The organism is Geobacillus sp. PLS 41, from assembly GCF_056494105.1.
In genome coordinates, this window is sequence record NZ_CM151395.1 from 2,832,851 (window position 1) to 2,848,182 (window position 15,332).

Annotated in this window: 13 protein-coding genes; all 13 read right to left on the reverse strand. The window is 54.2% G+C overall.

Annotated elements, in window-relative coordinates; all coding sequences use genetic code 11:
* Positions 1-241: 241 nt before the first annotated feature.
* Complete coding sequence (locus tag ACVX3G_RS14125; protein WP_033007501.1) at positions 242-4,546, reverse strand: PolC-type DNA polymerase III; 4,305 nt, start codon at positions 4,544-4,546, stop codon at positions 242-244.
* A 68-nt stretch (positions 4,547-4,614) separates the two neighbouring features.
* Positions 4,615-6,318 (reverse strand): proline--tRNA ligase, encoded by a 1,704-nt coding sequence (locus ACVX3G_RS14130; protein WP_011230757.1) that lies wholly within the window; start codon positions 6,316-6,318, stop codon positions 4,615-4,617.
* A gap of 23 nt (positions 6,319-6,341) precedes the next feature.
* Positions 6,342-7,607 (reverse strand): RIP metalloprotease RseP, encoded by a 1,266-nt coding sequence (gene rseP / locus ACVX3G_RS14135; RefSeq protein WP_020278204.1) that lies wholly within the window; start codon positions 7,605-7,607, stop codon positions 6,342-6,344.
* A gap of 2 nt (positions 7,608-7,609) precedes the next feature.
* A complete protein-coding gene (gene dxr / locus ACVX3G_RS14140) occupies positions 7,610-8,758 on the reverse strand; it encodes a 1-deoxy-D-xylulose-5-phosphate reductoisomerase (protein ID WP_020278203.1) in 1,149 nt (382 codons plus the stop codon).
* 20 nt (positions 8,759-8,778) lie between these two features.
* On the reverse strand, positions 8,779-9,573 hold the full coding sequence (locus ACVX3G_RS14145) for a phosphatidate cytidylyltransferase (RefSeq protein ID WP_014195473.1): 795 nt from the start codon (positions 9,571-9,573) through the stop codon (positions 8,779-8,781).
* Positions 9,570-10,343 carry an isoprenyl transferase gene (locus ACVX3G_RS14150; RefSeq protein ID WP_014195472.1) on the reverse strand — a complete coding sequence of 258 codons (774 nt, stop codon included), beginning with the start codon at positions 10,341-10,343 and terminating at the stop codon, positions 9,570-9,572. Before ACVX3G_RS14150 ends, ACVX3G_RS14145 begins: the two co-directional genes overlap by 4 nt.
* An 82-nt stretch (positions 10,344-10,425) precedes the next feature.
* Complete coding sequence (gene frr, locus ACVX3G_RS14155) at positions 10,426-10,983, reverse strand: ribosome recycling factor (RefSeq protein WP_011230752.1); 558 nt, start codon at positions 10,981-10,983, stop codon at positions 10,426-10,428.
* Positions 10,984-10,985: 2 nt separating this feature from the next.
* Positions 10,986-11,708: a UMP kinase gene (gene pyrH / locus ACVX3G_RS14160; RefSeq protein WP_011230751.1), complete on the reverse strand. Its 723-nt coding sequence runs from the start codon at positions 11,706-11,708 to the stop codon at positions 10,986-10,988.
* Between the two features lie 68 nt (positions 11,709-11,776).
* On the reverse strand, positions 11,777-12,661 hold the full coding sequence (gene tsf / locus ACVX3G_RS14165; protein WP_011230750.1) for a translation elongation factor Ts: 885 nt from the start codon (positions 12,659-12,661) through the stop codon (positions 11,777-11,779).
* A 157-nt stretch (positions 12,662-12,818) separates the two neighbouring features.
* The gene (rpsB, locus tag ACVX3G_RS14170) at positions 12,819-13,526 is read right to left on the reverse strand and encodes a 30S ribosomal protein S2 (protein ID WP_013145737.1); all 708 of its coding nucleotides are present in this window, start codon (positions 13,524-13,526) and stop codon (positions 12,819-12,821) included.
* A gap of 162 nt (positions 13,527-13,688) precedes the next feature.
* Positions 13,689-14,306 carry a hypothetical protein gene (locus tag ACVX3G_RS14175; RefSeq protein WP_014195470.1) on the reverse strand — a complete coding sequence of 206 codons (618 nt, stop codon included), beginning with the start codon at positions 14,304-14,306 and terminating at the stop codon, positions 13,689-13,691.
* A gap of 8 nt (positions 14,307-14,314) precedes the next feature.
* On the reverse strand, positions 14,315-14,560 hold the full coding sequence (locus ACVX3G_RS14180; RefSeq protein ID WP_011230747.1) for a hypothetical protein: 246 nt from the start codon (positions 14,558-14,560) through the stop codon (positions 14,315-14,317).
* A 16-nt stretch (positions 14,561-14,576) separates the two neighbouring features.
* Positions 14,577-15,332 (reverse strand): FliA/WhiG family RNA polymerase sigma factor, encoded by a 756-nt coding sequence (locus ACVX3G_RS14185; RefSeq protein ID WP_020278197.1) that lies wholly within the window; start codon positions 15,330-15,332, stop codon positions 14,577-14,579.

Below are 15,332 nucleotides of genomic sequence, written 5' to 3' on the forward strand. Positions count from 1 at the left end.
GTTCCTCCTTACCGAGCAAACGTGCATGCGTGGCATAATGAGAAAATCCCCTGCACAAGGCGGGGAATGAACGAGAGACGGGTGCCCATTCAAGACGAAAGAGTGGGTTTCCCCACTCTCTGCTTGCCATTATCTTTGCCAATTCCACTAAAACTATAACACATTGGGAAATATATTGCAACGGGAAACTGCCGCTCGGGCGAAAGAGCGCTGTCCGCTTCCTTCAGCGGCGGCGTTTCCACTAAAACAGCGACAGCTGGTTATGGTCTGGAAGCGAGTCAAGGCAGCCGCGGCTTTCTAGATACTCGAGCAGCGTTTTCGACAATTTGCCGCGCTGTTGCAAATCCTCCTTCGACAAAAACTCACCTTCCTCGCGAGCGCGCACGATCGCCTGCGCCACGTTCGTCCCAAGCCCCGGAATGGCGTTGAACGGCGGAATGAGAGAATTGCCGTCAATGACGAATTCCGTCGCCTGCGAGCGGTACAAATCGATATTTTTAAAGGAAAAGCCGCGCTCGCACATCTCTAAGGCCACCTCAAGAACCGTGAGCAAGCTTTTTTCTTTCGCCGTCGCCTGAATGCCTTTGGCGTTGATTTCCTCAATCCGCTTGCGAATGGCGGCTGATCCTTTGATCATGGCGTCAAGGTCAAAGTCCTCCGCCCGCACCGTAAAGTACGACGCGTAATACAAAAGCGGATGGTGCACCTTAAAGTAGGCGATGCGCACCGCCATTAACACGTAGGCGGCGGCGTGCGCTTTCGGGAACATGTACTTGATTTTTTTGCATGAATCGATGTACCACTCCGGCACGTCATGTTTGCGCATTTCTGCTTCAAACTCCGGCGTTAAGCCTTTTCCTTTGCGCACGGATTCCATGATTTTAAAAGCGAGCGACGGCTCGAGCCCGCGGTAAATCAAATAGACCATAATGTCGTCGCGGCAACCGATGACTTCCGATAACGTACACGTGCCGTTTTGAATGAGCTCTTGCGCGTTGCCGAGCCACACATCGGTGCCGTGCGACAAGCCGGAAATTTGCACGAGTTCGGAAAACGTTTTTGGCCTTGTCTCTTCCAACATTTGTCGAACGAAGCGCGTGCCAAACTCCGGAATGCCGATCGTGCCGACATTGCACATGATTTGCTCCGGCGTAACGCCAAGCGGCTCGGTGCTGCTGAAAATGCCCATCACATCCGGGTCGTCGGTCGGGATCGTTTTCGGATCGATGCCGCTTAAATCTTGCAGCATGCGAATGACCGTTGGATCGTCGTGCCCGAGAATATCGAGCTTCAACAAATTGTCGTGGATCGAATGGAAGTCGAAATGGGTCGTCCGCCATTCAGAGGACGTGTCATCGGCCGGATATTGAATCGGCGTAAAATCGTAAATTTCCATATAATCCGGGACGACGATGATGCCGCCCGGATGCTGTCCGGTCGTCCGCTTCACCCCGGTGCAGCCAGCCGCGAGCCGGTCGATTTCCGCGCCGCGCAGCTCTAAGTTATGGTCGCTCGCATACGCTTTGACAAATCCGTACGCCGTTTTGTCAGCGACCGTGCCAATCGTCCCGGCGCGGTAGACGTTGTCTTCGCCAAACAGCACTTTCGTATAGTTGTGGGCGCGCGGCTGGTATTCGCCGGAAAAGTTCAAGTCGATATCCGGCACTTTGTCGCCTTTAAAGCCGAGAAACGTCTCAAACGGGATGTCGTGCCCGTCTTTCTTGTATTTCGTTCCACATCGCGGGCAGTTTTTATCCGGCAAATCAAACCCTGAGCCGACTGAACCGTCGTTAAAGAACTCCGAATGCTTGCAGTTTGGGCAAACGTAATGCGGCGGCAGCGGATTGACCTCGGTGATTTCCGTCATCGTCGCGACAAACGACGAGCCGACCGATCCGCGCGACCCGACAAGGTAGCCGTCATCGAGCGATTTTTTCACAAGCTTGTGCGAGATCAAATAAATGACGGCAAAGCCATGGCCGATGATGCTTTTTAGCTCCTTCTCAAGCCGCTCTTCAACAAGTTTCGGCAACGGGTCGCCGTAAATTTCCTTCGCCCGCCGGTAGCTCATTTCCCTGATTTCCTCGTCCGCCCCTTCGATGCGCGGCGTATACAGCTCATCTTTGATCGGCTTGACATCGCCGATTAACGAAGCGATTTTTTGCGTGTTGTCAACGACGATTTCCTTCGCTTTTTCCGGCCCTAAAAACGAGAAGCAGTCAAGCATTTCATTCGTCGTACGGAAATATACATCCGGCAGTTCATGGCGGTTGAGCGGATTCGCCCCGCCTTGCGAATGGATTAAGATTTTCCGGTAAATTTTATCTTCTGGGTTCAAGTAATGGACGTTGCCAGTGGCGACAACCGGGATGTCAAGCTTCTCACCAAGGGCGACGATGCCGCGGATGATGTTTTTGATCATCTCTTCGTCTTTCACATAATCCATCTCGATGAGCGGCTTGTACACGTCCGGCGGATGCACTTCAAGAAAATCGTAAAAACGGGCGATGTCTTCGACTTCTTCCGGCGCCTTTTGGATCAAGTTGTCAAACAGCTCTCCTTTGTCGCAGCCCGAGCCGACAAGCAGGCCGTCGCGGTGCTTGACGAGCACGGAGCGCGGGATGCGCGGCACACGGTGAAAATATTGAATGTGCGACAATGACACAAGCTTGAACAAATTTTTCAATCCAGTCTCGTTTTGCGCCAACAGCGTCACATGGAACGGGCGCGCAAGCCGATAGGACGCTTCGCTGTGCGTGCGGCTGTTTAATTCGTCATGAAACAGTATGCCGCGCTCTTCCGCTTCCTTCAACAGCCGCATAAGCAAATGCCCGGTCGCCTCCGCGTCGTAGATGGCGCGGTGATGCTGCGTCAATTCAATGTCAAATTTTTTGCACAATGTATTGAGCCGATGGTTTTTCAAATCCGGGTATAAAAAACGGGCCAGCTCGAGCGTATCGATGACTGGATTCGCGATTTTGCCGCGCCCCATGCGAGCGAGGCCCGCGTTTAAAAAACCGATGTCAAAGCTGGCGTTGTGGGCAACAAGCGTCGCATCGCCGGCCCAGTCAACAAAACGGGCTAGCACCTCGTCCGGCTTCGGGGCGTCTTTCACCATCTCATCGGTGATCCCAGTCAGCTCCATCGTTGTCACTGACAACGGATGTCCAGGGTTGGCAAACGACATGAACCGGTCGATGATCTCGCCGTCTTTCACTTTCACCGCCGCCAGCTCAATGATCGTATTGTACACAGCCGACAGGCCCGTCGTCTCGACGTCAAAGACGACGTACGTTTCCTCCGAAAGACGGCGGTGCGTTTCATTGTAGGCGATCGGCACGCCATCGTCGACGATGTTCGCCTCAAGGCCGTAAATGACCTTCATGCCGTGTTTTTTCGCCGCGCTGTAGGCCTCCGGAAACGACTGAACAACGGCATGGTCGGTGACGGCGATCGCCGGATGCCCCCATTTTTTCGCTTGCTCAATGAGTTTTGTCACCGAGGTGACCGCGTCCATTTGGCTCATCGGGGTATGCAAATGGAGCTCGACCCTCTTTTCCCCTTCCGGCGCCGTATCTTGCCGTTCGTTTGCGGCGATTTCGTTCAAATCGTTGGCGATGATGACCAAATCACGGACGAACGTATCGTTTTGCACGCTGCCGCGCACTTTCACCCACATGCCTTTTTTGACGCCGCTCATGAGCTCGGCGTCCTCTTTGTCGCGCGAGAACATTTTGACTAAAATCGAGTTCGTGTAATCTGTGATTTTCATGGTCAACAGCGTGCGGCCGCTTTTTAATTCGCTCACTTCGGCGTCAAATACATAGCCTTGCACAACGACGCGCCGCTCTTCTTCGACGATCGTTTCAAGCCGCCGCACCGGCTCCTCGTCGCGGATCGGATAGCCGATGACAAGCGGACCGGACGGCGGCGCAGACGCGGCCTTTTCTTCTTCCCTCGCTAAATCGGTCAGTACAGCAAGCGCTCGCTCTTCGTCCTCTTGCTGTTTTTGCGCCAAAAACTGTTCCATTTCTTGCTTGGACGGCTCGACGCTGACGTCAAGCTGAAGGGGGGGGAACCCAAACGAAGCGTACACATCAGCGATTTTTTTGGCGAACCGCCGTTTGATCGCCAGCGCTTCCGCTTCATGGCGGGCAACGACAAGCAGCTTGTTTCCTTTCAGCTCGGGCGTCTGCCGGCTGAGCCAATCGACAAGCGGCGACATGCCTTCTTGCAGCTCGGCAAGGCAAAGCGGCCAATACGCCTGCACATCCGCCTCAGTTACGCGCGGCGCTTCGACCTCCATCGTATGGCGGACGGCGGCGATATGGCGGAACGCCGTCTGCAGTCGATCGGCAAACGTTTTGTATACATGAACCGGCAGCACGTTGTCGAACTGAAAATAAAAATGCCAGCTTTTCTCCTCTTTATCGATCACGACTTTGCGAATGGCTGCCTCACGAAAATGCGGCATCCATTCGTCCGACGTCATCTTCAACTGCTCAAGCAGGATGAGAAACCGCTCTTTTTGCTCTTTTGTCACCATGACGTCCGTTTGTTCCCCTCTCAACATCATTCTCTTTCTATATCATACCATAACAAAAGCGCCGGCACTCATGATTGAAGGAGACGGCGCGCAGTGTCGACAAGCTCGCTGACCGGCACATCGAACGTCTCGCCTGTTTTCCGCACTTTTACTTCCACAACGCCTTCGCCCGCTCGCTTGCCGACGGTGACGCGGAGCGGAATGCCGATCAAATCGCTGTCGGCAAACTTCACTCCGGCCCGTTCGGGGCGGTCGTCATACAACACTTCAAACCCAGCCTGTCCGAGCTTTTCATACCACTCTTCCGCCAACGCGCGCTGTTCATCGCTTTTTGCGTTCGCTGTAAGCAAATGGATGTGAAACGGTGCGACCGAAGCCGGCCACACAAGCCCGTGTTCGTCAGCAAACTGTTCGGCGATTGCGGCCACCAATCTTGATACGCCGATGCCGTAGCAACCCATGATCATCGTCTGCGTTTGGCCGTTTTCATCCAAATAGACGGCGTTCATCGCTTCGCTGTATTTTGTCCCCAGCTTAAACACATGCCCGACTTCAATGCCGCGGGCAAAGCGGATCGTCCCTTTGCCATCTGGAGACGGGTCGCCTTCTTTTACGAAGCGCAAATCGGCGTATTGACTGACGGCAAAATCGCGGCCCGGGTTGACTCCGATGTAATGGTATCCTTCCTCGTTCGCGCCGCAAACGCCGTTCGTGATGGCGGCGACAGCATGGTCCGCGATCACAGTGACGTCTTCGCTGACGCCGATCGGGCCGAGCGAACCAATTGGAGCGTTCATCACCCGCTCCGTTTCTTCCGGCGTCGCCAATTCGACGACCGTCGCGTCGAGCACGTTTTTCACCTTCACCTCGTTCGCTTCATGATCGCCGCGGACGAGAACGAGCACATAGCGGCCGTCCACATTGAACAAAAGCGATTTGATGCAGCGCTCCGGCGATATTTGTAAGTGCGAAGCGACTTCAGCGATCGTTTTTTGCCCCGGCGTCGCCACTTTTTTCAATTCGGCTGGCGGCTCATCGCTTTTTTCGTACGTCGCCACGACCGGCGCCATCTCGATGTTGGCGGCATAGTCAGACGCATCGGAGTAGGCGATCGTATCTTCGCCGATGTCCGAGAGCACCATAAACTCATGCGTATCTTTGCCGCCAATCGCCCCCGAGTCGGCGATGACGGCGCGGAAGTTCAATCCGCAGCGGCGGAAAATGTTCGCATACGCCTCATACATGTTGTTGTACGTTTCATCCAAGCTTTCTTTCGACGTATGGAACGAGTAGGCGTCTTTCATCATGAACTCGCGGCCGCGCAACAGCCCAAAACGCGGACGCTTTTCATCGCGGAATTTCGTTTGGATTTGATACAAGACAAGCGGCAGCCGCTTGTACGTTTTCACCTCGTCGCGGACGATCGCCGTGATCATTTCCTCATGCGTCGGCCCGAGGGCGAAATCGCGCTCGTGCCGGTCTTTTAAGCGCATCAGCTCCGGCCCGTACGAGTACCAGCGGCCGGACTGCTGCCAAAGCTCAGCTGGCTGCAAGGCCGGCATGAAGAGCTCCATCGCTCCAATCCGGTTCATTTCCTCGCGAATGATGGCTTCCACTTTTTGCAAAACACGCTGCCCAAGCGGCAAAAACGTATAGACGCCGCTTGCGCTTTGACGAATGAAGCCGGCCCGGAGCAGGAGCTGATGGCTTTTCACTTCCGCATCCGCCGGCACTTCACGCAACGTCGGAATAAATGCTTGACTTTGTCTCATCCATTAGCCACCTCGTTTTCTCTCTATAGGAAAAATTTTTGAATGTCATTCCATGTCACCACAAGCATAAGCAACATAAGCAAGGCAAAGCCGATAAAATGAACCATTCCTTCTTTTTGCCGGTCGACCGGCTTGCCGCGCACCGCTTCAATGGCGAAAAAGAGGAGCCGCCCGCCGTCTAGCGCCGGCAATGGCAACAAGTTGACAATCCCCAGGTTGATGCTTAAAATCGCGCCCCATTTCATCAAGTAGTAGATCCCAGACTCAGCCACTTTGCCGGTCGATACGGCGATGCCGACCGGTCCGGACAGCATGTCAAGCTGAAACTGGCCGGTGATCAATTGGCCGAGCCCCGTTACAATTTCCCGCGTCCAGTAATACGTCTCAACCAGCCCTTGCTTGATCGAGCCCAACACCGATTTTTCCATCGGCTGATAGACGCCGATCAAGCCGATCGTCTCCCCTTGCACCGTTTTCGCCTCCGGAGTGACCGTCACACTCCGTTCTTTCCCATTCCGCTCAATTTGAAACTGAAGCGGTTCTCCCGGATGGGCGCGAATCGTGTTGACGATTTCCGTCCATGTTTCCATCCGTTCGCCGTTAATGGCGATCACTTCATCCCCTTGCTTCAAGCCGGCGGCGCGCGCCGCTCCTTCCGGCGTCAGCTCGCCGATCACCGGCTTGTCGACCGGATAGCCTTGCAAAAGACCGATGATGATAAAGACAACGAGCGACAAGAGAAAGTTGGCGAGCGGTCCGGCCAAAATCGTCATCGTTCGCTGCCCGAGCGTTTTTGCCGCAAATTGGCGATGGTACGGAGCAATTTGAATCTCTTGGCGGTCGACGACGAAAAACGCCGGCTCCTTGACCGTAAACCGCTCGAACCGCTCGCCGTCCGTATAGCCGGTCACATACATGCCACGCTCTAAATCGGCCTCTTCCACTTCCACTACGCGGATATTCGGATAATCGTCCTTATGGTTGAGGACGATTTTTTCCACTTGGCCGCTCTCATCAAGCAAAAGACCGACGACTTGCCCACGCTTCAATTCAATCGTCTCCGGGTCTTCACCGGCCATGCGGACGAAGCCGCCAAGCGGGAGCAGGCGGATCGTGTACACCGTTTCGTTTTTCTTGAACGAAAACACTTTCGGTCCGAAGCCGATGGCAAATTCGCGGCACAAAATGCCGGCCCGTTTTGCTAGCAGCAAGTGGCCGAGCTCGTGAAAAAAGACGAGGGCACCAAAGACGACGATAAATGAAATGATCGATTCCAACGTTTCAACCACCTTTATGTTAGTAGTGAGCGGACGTAGGCGCGCGCGTCCGCATCGATTTCACGAATGTCCTCAAGCTGCGGATCGCTCACTGGCCGATGGCGCTCGAGCGCGCGTTCAATCCACTCCTCGATGGCCAAAAACGGAATGCGCCCGGCTAAAAACGCCGCCACCGCCTCCTCATTGGCCGCATTCAACACCGTCGGCAGCGAGCCGCCGCGCTTGCCAGCCTCATAGGCGAGACGCAAACAGCGATAGCGGTCGAAATCAACCGGGGCGAAATGGAGCGCCCCAAGCGAGATTAAATCAAGCGGCTTGGCGGATGGGAGCGGCAACCGCTTTGGATACGCAAGCGCGTATTGGATCGGAACGCGCATATCCGGCGTTCCAAGCTGCGCCAATACACTTGTGTCACGGAACTGAACGAGCGAATGGATGATGCTTTCTCGATGCAAAACAACCTCAATCCGCTCATACGGCAGCCCGAACAGCCAATGAGCCTCAATGACCTCAAATCCTTTATTCATCATGGTCGCCGAATCAATCGTAATTTTTGCCCCCATCGACCAGTTCGGATGGCGAAGCGCCTCCTCAACCGTCACATGAGCGAGCTCTCGGCGCGTCTTGTCGCGGAAGCTGCCGCCGGATGCGGTCAGAATGAGTTTGTCGACTTGCTCCATCCTTTCCCCTTGCAGACATTGAAAAATGGCGGAATGTTCACTGTCAACTGGCAACAGCGGCACGCCGCGCCGCTTGGCTGCAGCCATGACGAGATGTCCGGCGACAACGAGCGTCTCTTTGTTGGCGAGGGCGATCGCTTTTCCCGCTTCAATCGCCTTCAGCGTCGGCACAAGGCCGACGCTGCCGACGACAGCGGTGACGACAACATCGGCTTGTGGGCAAACGGCTGCTTCAATCAATCCTTCCTCTCCGTACACGATCGTCGTCCGCCCGCGGTACTCGCGATAAAGAACTTCATACGCATCACGGTCAGCGACGGCGACAAGACTTGGGGAAAATTCAGCGATCAGCCGCCTCGCCGCCTCGATATTTTTCCCGACCGATGCGGCGGCCAAGCGGAATTCGTCCGGATGGGCGCGGATGACATCGAGCGTCTGTGTGCCGATCGATCCGCTCGCCCCTAATATACTAATATATTTCAATCGTTTCACTCCTCACCCGCTTATCGTGCGATTTCAAGCAATATGTACAATATCGGCAGCACGAACAGCAAGCTGTCAAACCGATCTAAAATGCCGCCATGTCCCGGCAAAATCGCCCCGGAATCTTTGACGCCGTAATGGCGCTTAAATGCCGATTCGATCAAATCGCCGAGCTGACCGAACGCCGACAGCAGCAGCGCGACGCCAAGCGCGGCCGCCAAACTGCCAAACGGCGCCGCCGCCCACTCGTAAATCGCGGCGACAACAGCCGCTGAAGCGATGCCGCCGATGGCGCCTTCCACCGTTTTTTTTGGGCTGATCTCCGGCCATAGCTTGCGCCGGCCAAACGCGCGGCCAAAGAAATACGCCCCAATGTCAGTCGCCCAAATGACAAACAAGGCATAAACGAAGTACACGAACCCAACCAAACGAACAGCGCCGAAACAGAAAAACCCTACGCCGACATAGACGACCGCCAAAACGACAAACGCCGCCTCATCGAACGAGAGCGCATTTTTCGTCACGACTGTGCCGACAAGCAACAAAAAAGCCAAAGCGGCGAGCACGCCAAATTTGGCGGTCCCAGACGCCAACCACTCGCCGCCGTAACGGGCGGGAACGAGCAACAGCCAAAGGGCGATCAATCCAGCCGCCCCGACAAACGACAACGGGTGCATCCCTTTCATCCGCAACAATTCAAACAGCCCAATCGTGGCCAATATATATGTTACTATTATAAACGGAAATCCGCCAAAAATAACAATCGGCAAAAAGAGCGCCGCCGCTATGACTCCGGTGATGATTCGCTGCTTCATCGCGCTGACACTCCTCCAAATCGGCGGTCGCGCCGCTGGTAAGCGGCAATCGCCTCTAAGAAATGTTGCTCCGTAAAATCCGGCCATAAGACATCCGTAAACCAAAGTTCCGTATACGCCAACTGCCAAAGCATGAAATTGCTCAAGCGAATCTCCCCGCTCGTACGGATGAGCAAGTCAGGGTCAGCGAGCCCGCTCGTCATCAAGTACGAGGAAATGAGCGGCTCGGTGATGTCTTCCGGCGCGAGCATCCCGCGTTCAACGTCTTTGGCGATCTGCTTTACGGCGGCAGTGATTTCCGCCCGGCTTCCATAATTAAGGGCAAAGTTTAACACAAGGCCGGTGTTGCCGCTTGTTTCCTTCACGGCTTTCTCGACCGCCCGGCGCGTATGATCAGGCAGCGCCTCCGCATGACCGATCACTTGGACTTTGACATTTTCGGCGACGAGCTCGGGAAGAAACGTCGTCAAAAACTGTTCCGGCAGCTTCATCAAATAATCGACTTCACTTTTCGGACGTTTCCAGTTTTCTGTCGAAAACGCGTAAAGCGACAAAATCTGAATCCCCAGCTCATTCGCAAAACGAGTGATTTTGCGCACAACTTGCATTCCTTCGTAATGGCCGGCCGCCCTTGGCAGCGCCCGCTTTTTCGCCCATCTCCCGTTTCCGTCCATAATGATGGCGACGTGGTTCGGCATCGGATGCCTGAGCACCTCTTCTTTCGTCACCGGGACGTCTTTCTCTTTTGTTTTTCGCATTTTATTGAACATACGAGTCCTCCGGGATCGTGTTTTGCCTTTCCATTATAGCAAAAAAACCCTCCATCAACATAGAGGGTTTGCATGGTTTTGCCTATACTTCCATCACTTCTTTTTCTTTTTCTTTTGTGATGGCGTCAATTTTGGCGATGTGGTCATCGGTCAGCTTTTGCACTTCGTCCGTGTAGCTGCGGAGCTCATCTTCCGTAATCTCGCCGTTTTTCTCGAGTTTTTTCAATTCATCGTTCGCATCGCGGCGGATGTTGCGCACCGCGACTTTCGCGTCTTCTGAATACTTTTTGACAAGCTTCGCGAGCTCGCGGCGCCGTTCCTCGGTGAGCGGCGGAATGACAAGACGAATGACCGATCCATCATTCGATGGCGTCAGCCCTAAATCCGATGCTAAAATCGCTTTTTCCATTTCTTTAATGGCCGATTTGTCGTACGGCTGAATGACAAGCAGCCGCGCTTCCGGCACGCTGATGGAGGCCAGTTGGTTGATTGGCGTCGGCACGCCGTAATAGTCAACGGTTACTTTCTCAAGCAGCCCTGCGTTCGCCCGTCCGGCACGAATGCTTGCCAGCTCGCGGGTGAACGCTTGCACCGCTTTATCCATCTTTTCTTTCGCCTGTTGGATCACTTGCTTTGCCATCGTTATTTCCCCCTTACGATCGTTCCGATGTTTTCACCTAACACAGCGCGTTTAATATTGCCTTCTTCCATAATCGAGAAGACGATGAGCGGAATGTTGTTGTCCATGCAAAGCGAGGAAGCAGTCGAATCCATGACGCCGAGCCCTTGCTTGATGACGTCCAAGTACGACAGCTCATCGTATTTGACCGCATTGGCGTCGACGTTCGGGTCGGCGCTGTAGACGCCATCGACGTTGTTTTTCGCCATTAAAATGACGTCCGCCTCGATTTCCGCCGCCCTGAGCGCCGCGGTCGTATCGGTCGAAAAGTACGGGTTGCCTGTGCCGGCGGCGAAAATGACAACTCGTTTTTTCTCAAGATGGCGAATCGCCCGGCGGCGAATGTACGGTTCGGCCACTTGCCGCATTTCAATCGATGTTTGCACCCGCGTTTCCACACCGAGCTGCTCAAGGCTGTCCTGCAAGGCGAGGGCATTCATCACCGTCGCCAACATGCCCATGTAATCAGCCGTCGCCCGGTCCATGCCCATTTCGCTTCCCGTTTTTCCACGCCAAATGTTGCCGCCGCCGACGACGATGGCGACCTCGACGCCCAGTTCAACAACTTCTTTCACTTGTTTGGCGATCGACTGAATGACCGCCGGTTGAATGCCAAACCCTTGCTTTCCGGCGAGCGCTTCCCCGCTCAACTTTAACACGACGCGTTTGTATTTTGGCTGTTCCATGTCCAACCTCCATGATGCGAATCACTTTGAAAAACAGGGAACACGCGCGTGTTCCCTGTTGCGGTCCGTCATTGTTTTCTGACTTGGCTCATGACTTCTTCTGCAAAATTGTCTTGGCGTTTTTCGAGCCCTTCGCCGACTTCGTAACGGATGAACTGCTTGACTGTTGCTCCGTTCGATTCGACGTATTGGCGCACCGTCACATCCGGGTTTTTCACGAACGCTTGCTCGAGCAGGCAGACGTCTTCGTAAAACTTGTTCAGCCGGCCTTCGACCATTTTTTCAACGATTTTCTCCGGCTTGCCTTCGTTTAAGGCTTGCTGCTTCAACACTTCACGCTCATGCGCAATCTCTTCCTGCGGCACGTCGTCGCGCGAGACGTATTTCGGATGAAGTGCGGCAATGTGCATGGCCACATCTTTGGCGACGTCTTCGCTCGCATTGCCGGCTAATAACGTTAATACGCCGATGCGCCCGCCCATGTGCAAGTACGCACCGAACGTTTCGCCGTCCGCTTTATTGACGACGGCAAAGCGGCGAAGCGTAATTTTTTCACCAATTTTAGCGATCGCTTCGTTGATGTAGTCTTGGACGGTCGAGCCGTTGTCCATCGTTTGACCGAGCGCTTCATCAAGCGAAGCCGGCTTTTGTTTCAGCAAGTGGGCGGCCAGCTCTTTGACAAGCGTTTGGAATGCTTCGTTTTTCGCAACGAAGTCCGTTTCCGAGTTCACTTCCAAAATGACGGCGGTATTGCCTTCCACCGCGATGTACGCCATCCCTTCGGCCGCGATGCGGTCCGCTTTTTTCGCCGCTTTGGCAATTCCTTTTTCGCGCAGCCAGTCGATCGCTTTCTCCATGTCACCGTTTGTTTCGGTGAGCGCCTTTTTGCAGTCCATCATGCCTGCGCCTGTTTTTTCGCGCAGTTCTTTCACCATTTGTGCTGTAATCGCCATAAAAAAATCCTCCTTCTCATTGTCCCGTATATGTATCGGTGCCGGCAGCGGCTTCCCGTTTTGCCCTTATTCGTTAGTATAGCCAAAAGTTGCTCATTTCTGTCTCAAAAAAAGGTGATAAAAGGCTTTCCCCTCTTATCACCTTTCTTGTGCATCGTTACTCTGCTGCGACGGCCGCTTCTTCGCCTTGTTTCGCCTCAAGCACGGCGTCGGCGATTTTCGAAGTCAACAGCTTAACAGCGCGGATGGCGTCGTCGTTGGCCGGAATGACATAGTCAATTTCATCCGGATCGCAGTTCGTGTCGACGATGCCGATGATCGGGATGTTCAGCTTGCGCGCTTCCGCCACCGCGATCCGCTCTTTGCGCGGGTCAATGACAAACAACGCATCCGGCAGCTCTTTCATGTCTTTGATGCCGCCCAAAAACTTCTCAAGACGCTCTTTTTCTTTTTTCAAGCGAATGACTTCTTTTTTCGGCAGAACGTCAAATATCCCATCTTCTTCCATTTTTTCAATTTCACGCAGCCGTTTGATCCGCTTTTGGATCGTAGCGAAGTTCGTCAGCGTGCCGCCGAGCCAGCGTTGGTTGACATAAAACATGCCGCAGCGTTCCGCTTCTTCCTTCACCGACTCTTGCGCTTGTTTTTTCGTGCCGACGAACAAAATTTTGCCGCCATTCGCCGCCAATTCGCGGACGAAGTTGTATGCTTCCTCGACTTTTTTCACCGTTTTTTGCAAGTCGATGATATAGATGCCGTTGCGCTCCGTGAAAATGTATTTTTTCATCTTCGGATTCCAACGGCGCGTCTGATGTCCAAAGTGGACGCCAGCTTCAAGCAGTTGTTTCATCGAAATAACCGACATGTATGCTCCTCCTGTTTCCTTAGTGGTTTTTGGTCCTCCGCCTGCCTCATCTTTCAGCAAGACTGGCGTTGCCAGCACCGTTGCTGAAATCATCAGGCGTGTGTATTCACACCATGAAAAAATATATCACAACTGCAAGCGGCAAATCAAGCTGTTATTCGCCTATTGATTCGTTTTTTGCGCAAATTTGAGCCATAGCTCGACTTCTGTTTTCCCTTTGCCGAGCTGTTTGGCAATTTCCTCGACCGTCGCCCCTTCCGCATATAGGCGGCGAGCAAGCTCACTCGCGTCCGCTGGTCGGGTGAGTGAAAGTTCGAGCACATCCTTGACCGTTCCGATGTCTGGGAAATAGCCCGGAGCGGCGCTTGGGCGGCTTGTTTCTGTGCGTTTTTCGGTTTCTCCCCGCTCCGCCGGCTCGTTTTCCTCCTTTTTTGCTTCCGCTGTTCGCTTTTCGAACCCCCCTCCGATTTCACCGCCTCCTGCCCCCAGCATGGACGCCGTCTCTTTCCCGTTTGCGCCCCGTTGCACACTGGGCGCATCGTTCGTTTCCGGTGCAGAAACGAATGGAGCCGCTCCGCTGCCAAGCAACGAGTCAAGTTCAGCCAAAAATCGCTCGTTTTCTTCCTTCCAAGCAGCGAGATAAGCGGTCATGGCTTCCTCGAGCTCCTCGGCCCGCCTCTCCGCCTCGCCAAGCCGCGACAGGCGAAGGAAAAGCACAATGATCAACCAAAACGACAAGGCGTGCAGCAGCAAACTGATCGTTAGCCAAAATGCCATCATGATGTTCACTATCCTTGAATGTCGATCGTTTTTCCTTTATAAGGGTGTCCTCCAAAACGGGACGCCTCCTGCTCAAGACGGGCGCTCGTTCGTTTATCCGTCACCCGACGGCGCGCACGCTCCGCCCGCTTTTGGCCGGCAGTTGCCATTTGCGCCTGCACTGCATAGGAGTGTTGTTGCGTCGAAGCTTGAAGCCTTTCCGCGTCGGGCGCTTTCGGCATGACGCTTTGCAACGCTGGAAGCTGGATGTCCATCGCTTTTTCTCTCCCCTCATGGCTCTTTTTCAAAAAAGCGGCGCAGTTTCCAAAGCGCTTTCGCATGAATTTGCGAAATTCTTGATGTCGACAAATGCAAAAGGCTCCCGATTTCTGTAAACGTCAGCTCCTCTTTATAAAACAAACTGATGACGAGCTGCTCTTTTTCATTCAGCTGTCCGATGGCTTCAGCCAGCTTTTCGATCATTTCCTGCTTAACGATTTGCTCCTCGGGAAGCGGAGCGCGGTCGTCGCGAACCGAAAGCAGTCCTTCATCTTCGTCGACGGTCGTCTGCCCGAGCGGCAGCCAATGGGAAAAAAACGTTTCACTCGCCGCCGCCTGCACTTCCTCTTCCGTCATCCCGAGCTCAGCGGCGATCTCTTTCGCCGTCACCGATCGCATGTGCCGCTGTTCAAGCCGCTCGATCGCTTCCTCAATTTTTTTTGCCTTATCGCGCATGCTGCGCGGCAGCCAGTCTTCTTTGCGCAAACCGTCTAAGATGGCGCCGCGGATGCGAAACGAGGCGTACGTGTCGAACTTCAAATCACGCGATGGATCAAATTTCTCCAACGCATCGTATAAGCCGACGAGTCCAAGGCTGACGAGCTCATCCTTCGGCACGGAGCTCGGCAGCGTCGCCGAAAGCCGCTGTACGTGGTAGAAAACAAGCGGCATATAGCGCTGCACCAGCTCCTCGGCCGCGTGACGGTCGCGGCCATGGATCCACTCCTCCCAATATTTCCGTTCTTCTCCTTTTAGCGCGCTTCCCAT

Coding starts and splice junctions, on each gene's coding strand:
- ACVX3G_RS14125 (WP_033007501.1), bottom strand. CDS start 4,546: ATGGTGACAAAAGAGCAAAAAGAGCGGTTTCTCATCCTGCTTGAGCAG.
- ACVX3G_RS14130 (WP_011230757.1), bottom strand. CDS start 6,318: ATGAGACAAAGTCAAGCATTTATTCCGACGTTGCGTGAAGTGCCGGCG.
- ACVX3G_RS14145 (WP_014195473.1), bottom strand. CDS start 9,573: ATGAAGCAGCGAATCATCACCGGAGTCATAGCGGCGGCGCTCTTTTTG.
- ACVX3G_RS14150 (WP_014195472.1), bottom strand. CDS start 10,343: ATGTTCAATAAAATGCGAAAAACAAAAGAGAAAGACGTCCCGGTGACG.
- frr (WP_011230752.1), bottom strand. CDS start 10,983: ATGGCAAAGCAAGTGATCCAACAGGCGAAAGAAAAGATGGATAAAGCG.
- pyrH (WP_011230751.1), bottom strand. CDS start 11,708: ATGGAACAGCCAAAATACAAACGCGTCGTGTTAAAGTTGAGCGGGGAA.
- tsf (WP_011230750.1), bottom strand. CDS start 12,661: ATGGCGATTACAGCACAAATGGTGAAAGAACTGCGCGAAAAAACAGGC.
- rpsB (WP_013145737.1), bottom strand. CDS start 13,526: ATGTCGGTTATTTCGATGAAACAACTGCTTGAAGCTGGCGTCCACTTT.
- ACVX3G_RS14175 (WP_014195470.1), bottom strand. CDS start 14,306: ATGATGGCATTTTGGCTAACGATCAGTTTGCTGCTGCACGCCTTGTCG.
- ACVX3G_RS14180 (WP_011230747.1), bottom strand. CDS start 14,560: ATGGACATCCAGCTTCCAGCGTTGCAAAGCGTCATGCCGAAAGCGCCC.
- ACVX3G_RS14185 (WP_020278197.1), bottom strand. CDS start 15,332: ATGGGAAGCGCGCTAAAAGGAGAAGAACGGAAATATTGGGAGGAGTGG.